Here is a 17,137-nt window from a genome sequence, read left to right on the forward strand (position 1 = left end):
TTTTCTTAGATTTATAATTAGAGCCGTTGGGTGGAAACCATAAACAGACCCGGGATGCGTGGGCCCGCCTATGGTTTCCGGGGTGAAATCAGCCGTTCGCCTGGTTCAGCACCGCCTGGAAGAGGACATTGCAGCCGGCATGCAGGTCAGCTGGATCCGCATTCTCTTCTTCGTTGTGACTGATACCGTTCTCACAGGGCACAAATACCATGCCTGTGGGCGCGACGCGGGAGATGTAGCAGGCATCGTGACCGGCACCGCTGACGATATCACGATGGCTGTAGCCGGCATCTTTTGCCGCCTGACGTACAGACTCGACGCAGCCCTTGTCGAACGGCACGGGCGGGGAGTACCAGATCTCTTCAAACTTCATTTCCAGATGCAGTTCATCGGCGATGCGGGCGCTGATTTCGCGCAGCTGCTGATCCATCTTGGAAAGGATTTCATCATTGGGGTGGCGGAAATCGACGGTGAAGAAGACCTCACCCGGAATGACGTTACGGGAGTTGGGGAACACCTGCAGCAGACCAACGGTGGCACAGGCATTGGGCTGATTGGTCAGGCCGATCTGATTCACTTCATCAATGATCTGGGCCGCGCCTACCAGGGCGTCCTTACGGCGCAGCATCGGCGTCGGACCGGCGTGCGCTTCCTGACCGGTCAGCGTAACTTCATACCAGCGCTGCCCCTGAGCATCGGTTACCACGCCAATGGTGGTGTCCTCTTCCTCAAGAATAGGGCCCTGCTCGATATGAGCTTCAAAGAAGGCTTTGACCGGGCTGCCCACTTCGTGCTCACCGGCATAACCGATGCGATCCAGCTCTTCACCCATGGTTTTACCGTCCAGATCGGCGCGGCTGAGGCCATATTCCAGATCGAACACACCGGCAAATACGCCGGATGCCACCATCGCCGGAGCAAAGCGCGAGCCTTCTTCGTTGGTCCAGATGGACGCTTCAACCGGATGCTCGGTTTCGATGTTGTTGTCATTCAGGGTACGGATCACTTCCAGACCGGCCAGTACACCGTAAACACCATCAAACTTGCCACCGGTGGGCTGGGTATCGATATGGCTGCCCATGACAACCGGCGGCAGGTCATTGTTGCGACCGGGACGACGGGCGAAAACATTACCCATCTTGTCGATGCGAATGCGGCATCCAGCCTCTTCACACCACTTGATAAACAGGTCGCGGGCTTGCTTATCCAGGTCGGTCAGAGCCAGACGGCAGCAGCCACCTTTTTCGGTGCCGCCGATCTCGCCCATCTCCATCAAACTGTCCCAGAGTCGCTGCTGGTTGGTTTTAATATCTTTCATCGCCTACTAGCTCCTGCTTTGAATCTTTCGCTACAGCGTTTAAAACCAGCACTGCCTTTTAATGACAGGCAGTGCTGCAAGCGGTCTTACTTCTTATTGAAGTGAGGAATGATGTGCTTGCCGTATTTCTCGACAATGCTTTCCTCGTCGCCGCTATCCAGATAGATGTTGAACTGTGTGGTACCGGCTTCTTCCAGATGGCGGAGCTTGGCAATGTGCTCGTCGATGCCACCCAGTACACAGAAGTCTTCCACGATGTCTTCCGTGATGAAGTCCAGATAGGGGTTATCGCTCTGGCCATGCTTGGAATAGTCGTAGCCCTTACGGTTTTCGATGTAGGAGGTCAGACTTTCCGGCACCAGACCACTGTGTGCACCGTATTTCTCGACGATATCCGCCACGTGGTTACCCACCATGGCCGGGAACCAGCGGGTCGCTTCGATGCAGCGCTCGCGGGTACCGAAGTACGCCGGAGCAGACGCGATCACCTGGTAGTTGCTCATGTCGCGGCCCGCTTCCTTACCGGCGGCCAGTGCCTGATCGGTGAACCACTTCACCAGTGCCGGAGAGGCGATCTGCAGGATGACGCCGTCACCGTATTCACCGGCGGTCGCCAGCGCTTTGGGGCCGTAGGCGCCGATGTAGACCGGCAGCTCATAGCCTTCCGCCCAGGGGAATTTAACCGGGGCCGGGCACTCGCCGTACTGCACTTCATCACCGCGCACCATGCCTTTTACGGCCTGAGTGAACTCGGCCACACGCGCCAGGTTGGCCGGTTTTTTGCCCAATACACGAACACCACTGTCACCACGGCCAAGGCCTACGTGGAAACGGCCACCGCTCTGCAGCGCCAGGCTGCCGAACAGGCTTGCCGCCTGGGACCAGTCACGTGCATTCGGGTGGGTTACACAGGGACCGAAGCTGATCTTGGAAGTGTGTTCCATGCACATGGCGATGGCCGGATAGCACTCACGCCAAAGCACATGCGAATCGTAGAACCAGCAGTGGGTAAAACCGGCTTCTTCAGCCTGTTTGGCCAGGTTACGCGCGCGTTCAGGGCTGATGAAGCCTTTGAAAGTAATACCGAAGTCCATAATTATTCTCCTAATTGTTCAGTATTGCGTCTTTGACGTCAGTTAGTGGTCCGGTGCCCAGATCTTGATACCGGCATGGGTAAAGGGCACTTTCTTGGAAATGTTCAGACGGATCAGAATCGGTGTGATCGCTTCAATGCAGCGTGCGTTGACGACAGGGCCTGCGTTGTAGGCTTTCACATCCAGCATGGCGATCAGGTCGATCACCTTCTCTTTGGCTTCCAGGCTGTTGCCGCACACCAGAATGTCGCAGTTGATGGCGTGGCCCAGGTTGTTCAGCGTGGCAGCGGAGACGTTATGCAGCGCGCCGACCACCGGAATGTCATCACCCAGCAGGGCCTGAGCCGCTTCGGTGGCTGAGCCTTCAGCCGGCATGGCAACGGCTTTTGGATCGCCGTCGGCCAAAGGCACCACGATATCGACCAGAATCTTGCCCGCCAGCGGCTCGCGAATGGCTTCCAGCGTGGCGTTATGGGCCGAGAAGGGCACCGCCAGAATGACGATCTCATCGGCAGCGGCAGTCGCTTCAACGTTACCGGCCCCGGTGATCTGGCCTTCTACCGAACCCTGTTTGGCGTTCAGTTCGTCCGCGATCTCGGCGGCGCGAGCGCCATCACGCGAACCCAGTACGACATCAATGCCCGCGGCCGCAAAACGCAGTGCCAGCCCTTTACCCTGAGGACCGGTGCCCCCCAAAATTGCTATCTTCATCGAAATAGATCCTCTTGTTGTGGTCGGACAAGATCGCGCGCCGAGCTTTCGCTCTTCTGCCAATCAATGCCTTTGAAAATCAGAACCGGCTTCTTGCCCTCTTTGCTCATCAGCAGCCCGGAAGCCGCCGCTATCTCGTCGGCCAGCGCGGGCACCGTGACCGAGAGCACTCGGCCGTAGGCATCCCGTTCGCCTGCCATATCAATCTTGCTGGGGACGTTGGCCAGGCCGACTGCCACATTGACCAGCCCCATGCGCCAGGGGCGCCCGAAGGTATCGGTGATGATCACACCCAGCTGCTTGCCACTGCCCTGCTCCAGCGCCTGACAGATATTGCGGGCACTCTGATCCGGGTCTTTCGGCAGCAGGATCACCTTGCCGGCCGCATCCACATTGGATTCATCCACCGCCGCGTTGGCACAGATAAAGCCCAAACGGTGCTCGGCGATGATGGTGCCCTCGGTCTGCTCCGGGCGTTTGGAGGTGCGCACCAGTCGGTTGGATTCGGACAGCACCACCTCAACCTTGCGCGGATCCTTGGCCAGCTCATCCGCCAGTCGCAACGCTTCCGGCGAAGGCTCAACGCTGTCCAAATCGACAATCTGCCCTTCAGCCTTGGAAACCACCTTGTGGGCAATCACCAGAATGTCGCCGTCATCCAGCGACTGACGGTTGCTATCCAGAGCCGCCAGAATGATCTCCGGCAGGTTATCGCCCGGCTGGATATCGGGGATGCCATCAACGGTTTGCATCACCACATCGGTACTGCTTCGGCTAGTGTTTTGCGTATCCATGACCTTCCCCTACGCCGTTTTCGGCACACTGCCGGCAGCCACCCGAAACAGGTCACTGGGCAGGTCGATATCGAATGACAATTTCTCCAGGTACAGCCGCTTCGCCTGCAGTCCCAACTGCAGCGCCGATAACAGGTGTGCGCGACAGGACTGGGGGCCATAGCTGAACGGCATGGCATCGGGCGGAGTGGTCAACAGCGCATTGGTGCCGCCGTCATAGGAGGGGCACACCACCACCGAGCCGCGCTGACGAGGCTGGTCCAGCAGCGTGGCCAGCTCACCCTGATCCAGGGTTTCGATGTCACCGGGCACCACCAGCTGGGATTCAACACCGCGCGAACGGTTGTAGCGGGCAGCGGCTTCAACTGCCGCGTTCAAACCGGCGTCGGCCTGTTGCAGTACTTCTGCCCCTTCCGCTTCTGCCAGCTGCCGGATCTCTTCGGATGCGGTCACTACCAGCAGGTTGTGCTCGGGAAAGCGGCTGCGAAAGAAGCAGAGATTGCGTTCAAACAGGGCCAGCGCCAGCGCCTTGCGCTCACCTTGAGTCAGCACTTCAGACAGACGGCCCTTGGCCTGGTCTGGACACTTCATGGGAATGACGATTGAGAGCTTCATGCGTGTCTCCTAGCCTGCCTGCTGCAACTCGGGCGTCTGCCGAGCGGTGCATGATTGATAGGCGTGCACGATGCTTTCAGCCAGGCGCACCTTGTTGGCCCGGTTGAACATCAGGGTATCCGTGACCAGAACGTGCTCAATCCGCTGCTCAACCGCACCCAAATAAGCCCGATCCTGCTGATCGATCACCAGCGCATCGACCACTCCGGTGTAGAAATCGGCAACGCCCTGAACATCAGCCCGGTAACCGGCGGCCAGCATCATCTTGTCCGCAGGCCCTTTCACCGTCTGGCCCGCCACCAGCGGAGACACCGCCACCTTGAAGGCCGATGACAGCTCCAGCGCTTCACGGATGCCGGGCACCGACAGGATGGGGTTGATGCTGACAATGGGGTTACTCGGCGCAATGACGATCATGTCGGCCTGAGCGATGGCGTGAAGTGCTTCCGGTGTTGCCTCCGCCTGATCGATGCCGACCACACGGCACTCCAGCACGTCCGGCTGGCAGCCCCATTTAACGAAGAAGTCCTGAAACGCCACCCAGCCGTTTTCGGTTTTCACCTGGTTCTGAATCACATCATCGGTGGGCAAAATGATCGGCACATCCAGGCCAAACGACTCCGCTATGCGGCTCGCAATTTCGGTGGGGCGCACGCCCTGATGGCGCAGCTGGGTACGCAGAATGTGAGTAGCGAAATCCTTGTCCCCCAGATACATCCAGGTATCGGCGCCCAGCGCTTTAAGCTGGTCCAGTACCCGATTGCTTTCATCCACCAGACCCCAGCCCTTGTTGCGGTCGATATTGTCGGTGAGGGTGTAGGTGAGGGTATCGATATCCGGTGAGACCCAAAGCCCGTGGAAGTCTTGATCATCGGCTACGTTGCCGATCAGGCTCAGATTGTCGGCAAAGCGGCTGTGGGCAAAGCCTTCCGCCATTTTTGCGCCGCCGACACCACCACAGAGCATGACGATATTGGGGGAGGAATGGGTATTCATCAGATCACTCCCCGGCTGGTCGCGATCAACTGAACACCCTGCGACGCCGCCAGCATCTCTGAACTGGAAACCTCAGGGGTGTACTCATAGCTTTGCAAAACGCTGTACAGGGTGTTGCGTCGCACGGGGTCACGCCCTGCTTCGCCGATCATGCGCACCATATCCTCGGGCACGATCTCCTGGCCGTTCTTGCCACCGGCGGCACGAGAGATGCTTTCATTCATAAGCGTACCGCCCAGGTCATTGGCCCCGGACTTCAGCATCTGCTGAGCATATTCAGGCCCCAGCTTGACCCAGGACGCCTGGATATTGTCCACCCAGCCGTTGAGCATCAGGCGTGATACCGCGTGCATGCGGATATTTTCTTCCGGTGTCGGCCCCGGTCGCACATCACCGTTTTTGACGTAAAGCGGTGATTCATAATGCACAAAACCCAGAGGCACAAACTCGGTAAAACCACCGGTCTGCTTTTGAATCTCGCGGATTTTGCCAATATGTGCGGCCCAGTGTTCGGGGCTATCAATATGGCCGTACATGATGGTGGCGGTGGTGGGCAAACCCAGTTGGTGCGCAGTGGTAATAATCTCAACCCACTGCTCGGTGGTGAGTTTATCCCGGGTAAGCTGTTGGCGGATTTCAACATCCAGAATTTCAGCCGCCGTGCCGGGCATGGATCCCAAACCATGGTCAATCAGGTCCTGAATAAACTCGGCCACGCTGACTTTGCTTTTTAATGCGCCAAACCAGATTTCGAACGGCGAAAAGGCATGAATATGCATCGCCGGAACCTGTTTCTTAATGGCCTTGAGAATATCGCGGTAGAAACTGCCATCAATATCGGGGTGCAGGCCGCCCTGAATACACACTTCGGTGGCACCACGGTCCCAGGCTTCCTGAGCGCGTCCGGCAATCTCATCCAGGCTCAGCAGCTCAGCGCCCCGCTCCTCTTTGCGCTTGGCAAAGCCGCAGAACTTGCAGCCCATGTAGCAAACGTTGGTGTAGTTGATATTGCGGGTGATAACGAAGCTGGCCTCGTTGCCAACAGCCTGCTTGCGCACGTAGTCAGCCGTGGCCACCAGGGCATCCAGCTCGGCGCCTTCCGCCTGAAACAGCTTCACGGCATCCGCTTCGGAGAGTTCGATTCCGGCCAGAACCGAGGTCAGGATATGGCGCACCGATGAACTGATCCCAGCGAACATTCTGAGCAGTTTGTGGTGTTCAGTTTTATCGGTTCTCAGACTTAAAACACTGGGAGCATTCATGATTCTTTCCTTAACGCATTTAGATGAAACCTAAGAAAAGACGTAGCCATTCTGATTAACAGAACATAAACGCCTGGGCCGGTCCTAAAACTGCTGCACAGGAATAAACATGAATAAGGCGAATAGAAAGGAAGTCAGCGACGCTTAATTCTGGCGCAGGGGTACATTGCCCATGCATATCAAAATCAGGCGCATCTTGTGATGAAGCGGAATACTCCAATCCTTCATCACACCCTATCTCCGTCTTTATTCTTATTTTCGGCTTCAGGTTTTCGCTACAAACTTTTTACCAAACGGTAAAGTTATACTAGATCAAATTTTGCCACGTGGTCAAGAAATTAAACACAAAAAAAATCCGTGCTTTCAAAAGAATGTAACTTAATGATTTTTAAGTGATTTACTCAAAATTCAGCTGACTGATGCAGGCTTACGCAGAGAAAAAAATCGGACCGATACACCAAAGAGATGGCACCGAAGAGAGAGATATCGAAGATCAGATAAACGTGTTCCGTCGAACGACAGGCAAAAAAAAACCGGTGTCGCCCAGGGAGCTGGCACCGGTTCTCTGCAGTCGGGCGGGCTTACTTCATGCCCAGGCCCTTGATGATTACATGAGTAAGGAAGTCGATTGCGTTCTGGAAGTCTTCATCATCCAGCGAATCCTTACCCAAGGACAGGCTCACCTGTGCCGAGAAGTCAGCATAGGTCTGAGTGGCTGACCAGATCAGGAAGAACAGGTGATAGGGATCAACCGCATCGATACGCCCCTCTTCTATCCAGCTGCGTACCAGTTTCACGTCTTCTTCCAGTACCGGCAGCAGATGGTTCTGCAGGTACTCTTTAAGGTAAGGCGCGCCATTGATGATCTCGATGGCAAACACCTTGGACGCATCAGGATTGGTGCGCGACATCTCCACTTTGCCCTGAATATAGTTGCGCACCATGTCGGCCGGTTCCTTGCCCTGCTGTTCCAGCAGCTGCATTTTGTCGACCCACAGGCTCAGGATATTGGACAGTACGCGCTTATAAAGCACTTCTTTCGAAGGAAAGTAATACAGCAGGTTCTGCTTCGACATGCCGGCTTTATCGGCAATGGCTTCAATCGACGTGCCGTTGTAGCCATTCATGGCAAACAGCCCTTCGGCGGCACTCAGTACAGTAGCTTCATGCGCTTCCCGAATACGGGAGCGACGGCGGGGTTTCTGTTCAACAGTTTCTTCCGCTGAAATCGGCATTCTTTACATCCAAATAGATAGGTGACTCTGGGTGTATCTTACCAGATGGTAACTATTGAGTTGTCATATCCGGCGAAACGCCCGTGAACATACCCAAACTCTAGTCCAATTGCATGACAACTACATCACGCCTTACGTAGGGGCATGCGTAACGGAGCACTCTTTACCAAGGACTGTTTGAACTGGAAACATAACCAATTTGGGATTTTACTTAGGTCGGGTGGCCAGCGTAGCAATCGCTGGCTATAGTGTTGTGGATGGAAGACAGGGAGCGCCGTGCGGGCAAGTTGCACAGCATGGTGACAGTCGGCACTTAAGGAAGGACAACCAGGGATGATGACACCTCTTCACAATCACGCTTTACCTCTGATGATCTCACTACTGCCATTTCTGGCTGTACCCGCTGAGTGTGTTCTTCAGATGCAAAAGTACCCTTCAGGCTGATTTGAAGAAAATATTATATTATTTATCAAAAATAATATGCTCAATCGCCAGAATTAAAAGGTATACCCGCTAAAAATTGTTATGAGGTAGTAGGCCTCATAAATGAACTGTTATGCAATTGATTGAAAGGTGCCTTTTGCAGAGGTCACATCGATATGAGTAAAGACACTTCATTACATGATATTGAAGTTCAAAACATAGGAGAGCCTATAAGGATTACTGATGTCGAACCTCTTGGCGGCGTTTCCGCAGAACCCGGTAAGGACGGGCAGAAGATAAAGATTTGGACTAAATTGGCTTTAACCTCCGATGAGCAGCTTTTTCACCGAATTGCGGACAGTTTTGTTAATGCCATTACTCATTTGGCTAGGCAAGCAGGTACTTCAGTTAATCTACGCCGCGCAGATACAGTTCTGTTGGTGCTTAAACCAAAAGGGCTCGCGGAGCTTTGGGTAGATACCGCAGCGATTAGCATGCAGTGCGCTGTAAAGCGATCTATAAAAGCGGGTACGGTGATATTCGAACGTGATATTGCTGATATTACTGGAATGTCATTTCCATGTGTGGATATCGGGAAAGAAGACCAGCTTGTATGTTTATTTAGGCAAGATTGGCGCTTTGCCTTGGCCTTTGATATGAACCCCGATGGAGAGATTGACCTCAAAGGGTTTGAAAGAACACTTGGCAGTTTATATCGCCAGATGAAATATCGGCATCTTTACGATGGCCTCGGAGATTCAACTGTTTTCGATCGCTTAATTAAAGCAGGGTGGTTCCCGTTTGTAGAAATAATTAATTCAGATTTTAAAGATATTTTGCTTAATTGCGAGGCGGACTTTGATCTAACCGAGGTTGAAGAGAAAGTTCTTTCTAAGTTTGATCCTTCTCGAACTGAAAAAATTCTTGAACGCTGGATGGCTAAATCACATTTCAGCGACAAAGAAGGGTTGTTGAAATCCGCAATAAATGCATTTAACAACAAAGACCCCTTTTCCGTGATTAAGATTTTACTCACTGAAATAGAGGGGGTGTTAAATGGGGCGCATCGGGCAGCTTATGAGGGACAGGGAGCTAAACTCAATAAGCTGTTGGCTTTTGCAGAATTATCTGCTGAACGCAAAGCAGGGGCAAGCAATACACTTTTGTTTCCTAAAGAGTTTGGGCGCTACTTGAAAGAATATACGTTCGGCAATTTTGATCCTAGTAGTGATTCAGGGAGCGCAGGCTCACGCCATGCGGTCGGTCATGGTGCCGCTTCTCAGGAAAGCTACACAATGACTCGGGCTTTACAAGCAATACTCACTTTAGACCAGCTCGCTTTTTATACGTGATAGCTTTAGTAGTAATCAATAGTGGTTTTGAGGCAATAGTATGCATAACCAGTGGGTCAAGCTGACCGGTACTACGCTGCGCTCCGCACCGGCAGCTTACCCAAGGCGTTATGTGACTTTAGAACAGGGCTTCCACAAGCCAGATATGAACTCAATATATGTCTAGCTTTTAGCAGAAAGGAAAATCGGTTAGGAATATGGATGAATTATCAGCATTAGCAAAAGATATGCTTCAACGAGAAGAAGTTCTGTTGCTCTCGACCTCTGAAGTAATAGGTTCTTTCGATGTCTCTGATTCTGAGTCAAGCACCATTAGAGAAATAAAGGTTTTCATAAATAACTACAGTTATAATCGTTGTCATGAAATGACTTACTGGATTTCAGAGCAACTTCCAGACCTTAAAGTTGCGGTATTTCATGGTAGTGAAAGCAGAAGACCTGCTCATTCGGCTATTGCACTCCCTTCAGGCCTTCTGTTTGATGCGCAAGGATTCCGTGCGGTACAAACAGTATTTGATGAATACAATCAGCTCACTCAAGAACATAGACATGAAACTATCGATCCAGCTAGTTTTTTGACTCGTGGGCAACTTTTTGACGTTATGATTGATGTGACAGAATCTTTCAGTACTCGAGCGGATGTGGAGGCGAGCTTTATTCGTCGAAAAGGAGACATTTTCACGAAAATAAACTCGCTCTTTGAATTGATAGACTCGCATTTAGGAAAGGTATAAAAAATTTAGAATCATTGGCCAAGTCTTTAAAATTAAATAACAAGTCCAGGCACGGCGACGCCTTTTCCATTGCGCCTTCGGCTCCATTCCAAGGGCACGCATGGTGCAAGCGTTAGAACACAAGCAAACTGTAATATATCGGGATAATTATGGGCAGAAAACCTAGATGGACAAGCGACGTAGGTGATAAGGGCGTAAAAAATTACAAGTTATCTTCTTGGAAATATTTTTCTGATTTCGTTAACCAAGAAATGCTCGAATATACTGGTTACGTTTATCGTGGGCATGGTTGTAGTAAGTGGAAGTTAGAGCCGACTATAGACCGTATGATCTCTGATCCAAATTCGTATAAGCGAGAGGCTCACTTAAATCAATTTATGTTCGCGACGAGAGGTCGTAGAGGACCGTCACCTAGCTCTATGGAAAATGAAAATGATTGGTGGGCTCTAGGTCAACATCATGGTTTAGCTACGCCATTATTAGATTGGACAGAGTCTCCATTCGTAGCATTGTATTTTGCTGCGTTGGGGGCGTTAAAAGAAAAGTCCAAAACAATGTCTGTATTTGCTCTTTCATTAAGCTCAGTTGAAGACAGAAACAACATAATCGTAGAATCCGACGAAGTTGAATTAGTGAACAATCAAAAGCCAACTGTTAAGGTAGTTAGGCCATTAAGTGATGAAAATGCTCGTCTAGTTAGCCAGCGAGGGCTTTTTACAAGAGGCCCCAACAATATAGACATGGAAAATTGGATGAAAAAATTTGCAACTTCTGATTCAAAATACTATATGGAACTTATAAGAGTTGACATTCCTTCTGTGCAACTAACTTCTTGTATGCAGTATTTAAATAGGATGAATATCAACCACTCAACTTTGTTTCCTGATTTAAGTGGAGCATCAGAATACTGTAATGCACATTTAGAAATAGTGAACTACTGAGATAGTAGTTCTAACAAGTGACTGTGGTGTCCAGCATAAATAATCAGGCTGTTTTATGACGCCAAAGCTCTTCGTTTTTGAGCATGGTATTTAGCACTACAATGAGCTTGCGCATGCAGGCGATGATCGCCACTTTGGGCAGCTTACCCTCAGACTTCAGGTGTTCATAAAAGCGCTTGAAGACGGGGTTACATTGGATGGATGACAGCATCGCCATGAACATGACCGTGCGGATACGGTGACGGCCTCCGCGAATACGCCGTTTGCCATTCCAGGTGCCGCTTTCTCGGTTCATGGGTGCGACACCGACGAGTGCGGCGATCTCTTTACGGTTGAGCTTACCGAGCTCCGGAAGCTCGCTGAGCAAGGTGTACGCGAGGACTTTACCGACACCAGGCACGCTGGTCAGGATCTCGGTTTTGGTACGCCAATGCTTGACCTGCATAACGGCTTCATCGATCTGTTTGGTGATAGTCTTTATCTGAGTTTCAAGTGAGCGTAGCAATGTTTTGATAGAGCGGTGCAGGGCTTTGGGCAAGATCTGGAGGCGGTTTTTCTCCATGGTCTGCATTTCAAGCAGCTGGCTACGCCGAATGAGTAAGTCCTTGATCAGGCGGGATTGTTTGTCGGGTATAGGTTTAATATCAGGCTGTATGGTTGCGGCAAAACGGGCGATGACACTGGCATCAATCTTATCCGTTTTAGCCAGTACGCCGATGGCCTGGGCGTAGCGCCTGATGCTGACAGGATTGACCACGACAATGGGCAGGTTTGCCTGGTCACAAGCAAACACGAATGCATGTTCATGGCGGCCCGTGGCTTCCGTGACAATGCGTGTGACATTTTGGGATTTAAGGATCTGAACGATCTTACGGATAGACGTTTCTTCGTTCGGGATTTGGAAATGGAGGTCCAGCGGATGCAGGACGATATCGAGTGTGGATTTACCGACGTCAACGCCGACGTTGATTTCAATTTGGCTTTCTGTGTGTATGGTCATAAGCTAACTCTGCCTTGCTATGCGGGCTCGGGGCCCCGATGACTGTTCGAGTTATCGCTAACGAGTCATGCAGCGCTACCCACTTGTTATCGGTCTCTCGCAAGAGGAGCCGTCGCTCAATCGAGCTGCTGCATGAAGGCCCTCAATGGCCGTTGAGGGTGGGTCCCAATTTACCCGGAAAACACACGGAATTATCCATACAAGGTGCTCAAGGTCGTTCGTTTCACTCACTGGGACCTTCGCAGCTACGCTGATTCGGCCCCTTAGCACGGCGTTAAGGTATCATATGAACCAAAGTACGTTTAACAAAGCAACAATAGGGATTGCGCTTCTTTCACTTACAATAAGTGCTATGGCATTTTATTTTTCTTGGTCTCAGCACAATGCGGACTATGAAAAAACCGCACTCATTCGGCCAGGTATGCTGCCTTTGAACAATATCAAAGAGGGTAAGGCAGAATTCAATCTAGAGGTTCTAAACACGAGTAAAACCAACTTGCAATATTATATGCGAGTAGACACAAACATGGGGTTTTTAGAAGGAAAAAATGGAAAGCCTCAGCACCTTCCATTTTCTTATGAATCACAAACAGTTAGCTTGAGCAAGTCCGAAGCAGGAAGCAATATGTACAAGCACGCAATAACTCTAAATGCTCAGCATGGTGCGGTTAATACATCCTCTCTTGCCTACATATCTCCTGCAGAGTATTACTTATACATTCGAGTTGTTGATGCTAGTAATGGGAGAACATTGCACAGCAGCAAGTGTTTTTATAGTTTCCATGTGGAAGCAAAAATGTTCGTACTTGATCAACCAGTAATAGATACTTCGGGCGAATCAGAGCTACGCCAAAAGGAGTGCCGAGCTTAATGCTAACAAATCAATTAACTACGCGCCTACGTGTGAATACTAAACACGTTGTTCACGCAGCTTCGGTATTCGAGACACCGGCGGTAGATTTCCGATACTGCCATGAGGGCGCTGTTTATTGTAGTGATTGATCCAATCTGTCAGCGCCCAAATCCTTGATATGTCATTTGCGTAGGGCACCGCATATGCCCACTCCCTGATCATTGTCTGTATAAAACGCTCCGCCTTGCCGTTCGTTCTGGGCGTGTATGGGCGCGTGTACACATGCTTGATCCCTTCCCGTTGTAAAACTGCATTGAACCGACGTGAGCGATAGGCTGGACCGTTATCGGTCATCAGACGTTTTACCTCCACACCTATTCCGCGGTAGGCCGCCAGAGCGTTTTCCAAAAAGCGCGTTGTGGTGCCTTGCTGCTCATCTGGTAGCACCCGAGCAAACGCCCAGCGGCTGTGATCATCAATGCAGATATGGACGCATTCATAACCCGCACCTCGCGTGTTCTGGCGACGGTTGTTTGTTACACGGTGGCCGGGCCTGTCGAAGCGAGGCAGCTTCTTGATATCCATGTGCAGCATGTCACCCGGCGCGGGGTGCTCGTAGCGCTGCACAGGTTGCACCGGCTCCAGGTGTGAGGCGCGATTGAGCTTCAGTCGACGCAGTACAGCTGTCACGGTGGAATAAGCCAGACTTAGTGCCTGTGCGATCTGCTTGGCTATCCACTTGAGCGTCAGGCGCATCTTCTGAATCAACTCAATCCACTGTTTCGGCATCTGCCTCGGTGAGGCATGGGGACGGCTGGATGCTGACTCAAGACCAGCCTCACCAGCCTCTCGATAACGAGCAAGCCACTTGTAGACGGTGTGCGTGCTGATACCAAAAGTGCTGGCAATGTCTCGCACCGGCTGCTGTTTACGGAGGGCTCGATCAACGATCAGGGCTCGAATATGAGGCGTAGTTCGGGCATTCTTGTGAGGGTTGTTCATGTCGGTTGTTCTGTGCTGTTTGTTTGGCGATAACCAGCATCTCGAACTTAACCGGCGTGAACAACCTCCTTAGCACCCACACCTACGGCGCCGGACAGCTTACACTACGCTTTGCTTCGTTCCGGCTGCCGGTTATTGAGGCGTTAGCAACCCAAAGGAAGAGTAATGAACGAGCAGGATAGCGATACGGTCCCAGCAGATACCTCTAATTCAGGAGGTCGTTTTTCTGTAGGAAACTGGGTAGGAATATTATCAGGTATTTCTAGCTTGATAGTGGCTCTTTATGGAGTCTTTTTTTGGTTTGATCAAAAGATATCACAGTTGTAGAAGAAGAAATTGTTCCGTATCAACAGCTTTTAAATGGTATGGCGCTGTCAAATGACGAAGAGTACAGCGCTGCCATAAAGGTTCTCAGGCCAGCATATAAGAAATTTAAGGAGGACAATGTTGAGGCAGAAAAACTAGTAGCCCTTATTGATTCCTATTTGATGTCAATTGTGAATGCTGGCGAGCCGCTAGAATTCTCACAAGACTTTGAGATGATTTTGCCAGTAATCGAAAGCGATCTACCTCGATTTGGTTGGCGTATGCATCAAGTAGGCTGGTTCTATTTTCGTACAGGCGAAATTGATCTTGCAATGAAATATTTCATTAAAGCTAAAAATGGATTTGAAGGACCCGGTGATTACCAAGTTACAGCTGATACATTTTGGGCTCTTTCGTTAGTATATATGGCAAAAGGTGATAGTAAAAAGGCTGTTGAAAATTTGAGACTAGCTGAAGAGCGAAACTACAGATACTACAATCCAGAAATTTTTGCAGCTGATCAACTTGCTTATAAAAATGACCCTTGGTTTAGTAGATTAGGGCGGCAATATAAACCTTTTTGGCCCACTATTGAGCTCGTAATCACCACGTACTCAGGTGCTAACAAAGCGTTATGTGCTTTTTAGTAAGACTAATAAAATGGAGGTGTCAGTGATACCTAAATCAGCAAAAATTAGAGTCGCACGTCCCACAGATAATTTAACAAAAATAACGGAAATGTACTTAAACGGTCTAGGGTTTAAGTTACTGGGCTCTTTTAAAGATCATAATGGCTTTGATGGTTCTATCATTGGTCATGAGGCTCATAATTATCACCTTGAATTCACCCATCATATAGGTATGGCTGTGGGGCAAGCTCCTACTCAAGATAACCTGCTTATTTTCTATTTACCTGAACATGATGTTTGGTCTCAATGTTGCCAAAAAATGGAGAAAGCGGGGTTTATTATCGTACCTTCCTATAACAACTATTGGGATGTTGTAGGTAAAACGTTCGAGGATATTGATGGGTATCGTGTGGTTCTTCAAAATAGAGAGTGGGTGTCGTAAGTACGCACACAGGAAACAACTTAAAGGGACAAGGACCCGCTCAAAGGATCAAACATGAATAACCCGGGAAAACTGTTCTTCTTCTGTGGAAAGATGGGGGCAGGCAAGTCGACAAAATCCAGAGAGGTGGCTGCCGAGCACAATGCTGTCTTGCTATCAGAAGACGAATGGCTAGCGGAACACTTTCCTTACCAAATTCAGTCATTTGATGACTACATTAAGTACTCGAATCGCATAAAACCCTTTGTCAGAAAGCACGTTCAAAGTCTTCTGTGTGTCGGGGTCAATGTGGTGATGGACTTCCCTGCAAACATGGTGAAGCAAAGGTTGTGGTTTGCATCTCTTTGCAGCGAGATAAGCTGTGAACACGCGCTTTTGTACCTCGATGTAAGCAACGATCAGTGCCTGTCTCAAATCGCCAAGCGCCGTGTTGAGCAGCCTGAAAGGGCACACTTTGATACTGAATCGGTGTTTCATCATGTTACCCGGTACTTTGAAGCACCCAGTGCTGCTGAAGGATTGAATGTAGTGCGTGTGGAAGGAAGTTCATAATAAGCACCGGCACAAAGTAGGTCGACTCCTGACCTTCAAGACCCAATGAGTATGCTGTTGGCCCAATCCTTGCTCATTCACTGATCAATCCAAAACGAAAGGGAGTCCGTGATGGCCATTCAATTCGGTAATGCCCAGAGTTACCTCGGTATTTTCAGAAAAACCACAGCTGCGGTGGAAGCCAGCGACGTAAAGACAGCGGCAAATGCCCTCCCCTCCAGCCAGGCCGGTACGGAAAATGCTGACCGCTCCACCCGTATTTCTGCACTGGGGCAAAGTGTCTCGGCGGCGGATGATGTCTACCCTATGGATACAGGCAAGGGTGAGGAAAACCTGAGCCTAAGTACCTATTTCAGTGGCGGCTATTCCTCGCCTACTCTGTCGCTGGACAGACTTCTGATGCCGAGCGAAAAGAACGTACGGGCACTGCAGGATCATATCTCCAAGGTATTTCCCGACTTCCTCGCCGAGCACTATATTCCCGAGGCGCCGGACAGTATCCGCTATGATTCCAGCGGCAATATGGTACTACCGGCAGATTATCCCTATGCCGATCAGTTGAAAGCTGCGCTGGAGGAGAATCCGGCCATGGCACGTGAGTTGAGTACCGCCAATGCCCTGTCTTCACATCTGGCTGCGCTGAAGGAGCTGGAGCCTTTCCATGAAGAGTATGCCCAGGCACAGAACCAGACCGAAATAGACGCTGTTATCGACAAATACAGCCACCTGTTGAATGACAACCGCAGCTACCCGGAAATCGCGCTAATGTTCTCGGATGATGGCACGCTGCGAATCAGTGCCGATGGCACAGCTCTGGTATGAGCACAAGGCGGGCGTTCTGTACAACCCGTGAAGACGTCTATACTCACCCTATCACC

The 17,137-nt window shown here is 50.7% G+C and carries 18 protein-coding genes and 1 pseudogene; 9 read left to right on the forward strand and 10 right to left on the reverse strand.

The window, feature by feature from the left end; translation table 11 throughout:
* Window positions 1-88 precede the first annotated feature (88 nt).
* The 8 genes from O3C79_RS16540 to O3C79_RS16575 all read right to left on the reverse strand — a co-directional run bounded on the left by O3C79_RS16540 (window position 89) and on the right by O3C79_RS16575 (window position 8,025).
* A complete protein-coding gene (locus O3C79_RS16540; RefSeq protein ID WP_494383992.1) occupies window positions 89-1,318 on the reverse strand; it encodes a Zn-dependent hydrolase in 1,230 nt (409 codons plus the stop codon).
* An 86-nt stretch (window positions 1,319-1,404) separates the two neighbouring features.
* On the reverse strand, window positions 1,405-2,412 hold the full coding sequence (locus O3C79_RS16545) for a TIGR03842 family LLM class F420-dependent oxidoreductase (protein WP_010322127.1): 1,008 nt from the start codon (window positions 2,410-2,412) through the stop codon (window positions 1,405-1,407).
* Between the two features lie 42 nt (window positions 2,413-2,454).
* Window positions 2,455-3,123 (reverse strand): NADPH-dependent F420 reductase, encoded by a 669-nt coding sequence (gene npdG, locus O3C79_RS16550; protein WP_494383993.1) that lies wholly within the window; start codon window positions 3,121-3,123, stop codon window positions 2,455-2,457.
* Window positions 3,120-3,917 (reverse strand): coenzyme F420-0:L-glutamate ligase, encoded by a 798-nt coding sequence (gene cofE / locus O3C79_RS16555; protein ID WP_494383994.1) that lies wholly within the window; start codon window positions 3,915-3,917, stop codon window positions 3,120-3,122. Before cofE ends, npdG begins: the two co-directional genes overlap by 4 nt.
* 9 nt (window positions 3,918-3,926) lie before the next feature.
* Entirely contained in the window at window positions 3,927-4,532 is a 606-nt protein-coding gene (cofC, locus tag O3C79_RS16560) for a 2-phospho-L-lactate guanylyltransferase (RefSeq protein WP_494383995.1), read from the reverse strand.
* 9 nt (window positions 4,533-4,541) lie between these two features.
* Window positions 4,542-5,528: a 2-phospho-L-lactate transferase gene (gene cofD / locus O3C79_RS16565; protein WP_494383996.1), complete on the reverse strand. Its 987-nt coding sequence runs from the start codon at window positions 5,526-5,528 to the stop codon at window positions 4,542-4,544.
* Window positions 5,528-6,790, reverse strand: a complete 1,263-nt coding sequence (gene cofH / locus O3C79_RS16570) for a 5-amino-6-(D-ribitylamino)uracil--L-tyrosine 4-hydroxyphenyl transferase CofH (protein ID WP_494383997.1) — start codon at window positions 6,788-6,790, stop codon at window positions 5,528-5,530. The genes cofD and cofH overlap by 1 nt, the downstream gene beginning before the upstream one ends.
* A gap of 581 nt (window positions 6,791-7,371) precedes the next feature.
* A complete protein-coding gene (locus O3C79_RS16575; RefSeq protein ID WP_494383998.1) occupies window positions 7,372-8,025 on the reverse strand; it encodes a TetR family transcriptional regulator C-terminal domain-containing protein in 654 nt (217 codons plus the stop codon).
* Window positions 8,026-8,624: 599 nt separating this feature from the next.
* Between O3C79_RS16575 and O3C79_RS16580 the strand changes: the two genes are divergently transcribed.
* The 3 genes from O3C79_RS16580 (at window position 8,625) to O3C79_RS16590 (ending at window position 11,475) form a co-directional block, all read left to right on the forward strand.
* On the forward strand, window positions 8,625-9,800 hold the full coding sequence (locus O3C79_RS16580) for a hypothetical protein (RefSeq protein WP_494383999.1): 1,176 nt from the start codon (window positions 8,625-8,627) through the stop codon (window positions 9,798-9,800).
* Window positions 9,801-9,997: 197 nt separating this feature from the next.
* Window positions 9,998-10,534, forward strand: coding sequence for a hypothetical protein (locus O3C79_RS16585; protein ID WP_494384000.1), 537 nt, complete (start codon window positions 9,998-10,000; stop codon window positions 10,532-10,534).
* Between the two features lie 149 nt (window positions 10,535-10,683).
* Window positions 10,684-11,475 carry an FRG domain-containing protein gene (locus O3C79_RS16590; protein WP_494384001.1) on the forward strand — a complete coding sequence of 264 codons (792 nt, stop codon included), beginning with the start codon at window positions 10,684-10,686 and terminating at the stop codon, window positions 11,473-11,475.
* 43 nt (window positions 11,476-11,518) lie between these two features.
* Here O3C79_RS16590 and O3C79_RS16595 read toward each other — a convergent pair whose 3' ends face one another.
* On the reverse strand, window positions 11,519-12,475 hold the full coding sequence (locus O3C79_RS16595) for an IS110 family RNA-guided transposase (protein ID WP_494384002.1): 957 nt from the start codon (window positions 12,473-12,475) through the stop codon (window positions 11,519-11,521).
* Between the two features lie 286 nt (window positions 12,476-12,761).
* Here O3C79_RS16595 and O3C79_RS16600 point away from each other — a divergent pair, with 286 nt between their 5' ends.
* Complete coding sequence (locus O3C79_RS16600) at window positions 12,762-13,346, forward strand: hypothetical protein (protein ID WP_494384003.1); 585 nt, start codon at window positions 12,762-12,764, stop codon at window positions 13,344-13,346.
* Between the two features lie 26 nt (window positions 13,347-13,372).
* On the opposite strand, the pseudogene O3C79_RS16605 reads toward O3C79_RS16600, so the two are convergent.
* A pseudogene (locus O3C79_RS16605) lies at window positions 13,373-14,330 on the reverse strand (IS481 family transposase).
* A 165-nt stretch (window positions 14,331-14,495) separates the two neighbouring features.
* On the opposite strand from O3C79_RS16605, the gene O3C79_RS16610 reads away from it, so the two are divergent.
* The 5 genes from O3C79_RS16610 (at window position 14,496) to O3C79_RS16630 (ending at window position 17,081) form a co-directional block, all read left to right on the forward strand.
* The gene (locus O3C79_RS16610) at window positions 14,496-14,657 is read left to right on the forward strand and encodes a hypothetical protein (RefSeq protein ID WP_494384004.1); all 162 of its coding nucleotides are present in this window, start codon (window positions 14,496-14,498) and stop codon (window positions 14,655-14,657) included.
* Between the two features lie 38 nt (window positions 14,658-14,695).
* Complete coding sequence (locus O3C79_RS16615; RefSeq protein ID WP_494384005.1) at window positions 14,696-15,283, forward strand: hypothetical protein; 588 nt, start codon at window positions 14,696-14,698, stop codon at window positions 15,281-15,283.
* Between the two features lie 25 nt (window positions 15,284-15,308).
* On the forward strand, window positions 15,309-15,707 hold the full coding sequence (locus tag O3C79_RS16620; protein WP_494384006.1) for a VOC family protein: 399 nt from the start codon (window positions 15,309-15,311) through the stop codon (window positions 15,705-15,707).
* A gap of 54 nt (window positions 15,708-15,761) precedes the next feature.
* Window positions 15,762-16,259: a P-loop nucleotide/nucleoside kinase family protein gene (locus O3C79_RS16625; protein ID WP_494384007.1), complete on the forward strand. Its 498-nt coding sequence runs from the start codon at window positions 15,762-15,764 to the stop codon at window positions 16,257-16,259.
* 111 nt (window positions 16,260-16,370) lie between these two features.
* Window positions 16,371-17,081, forward strand: a complete 711-nt coding sequence (locus tag O3C79_RS16630; protein WP_494384008.1) for a hypothetical protein — start codon at window positions 16,371-16,373, stop codon at window positions 17,079-17,081.
* Window positions 17,082-17,137: the final 56 nt, after the last annotated feature.

The sequence above is a fragment of the Marinobacterium sp. NO-S09 genome, from assembly GCF_059179545.1.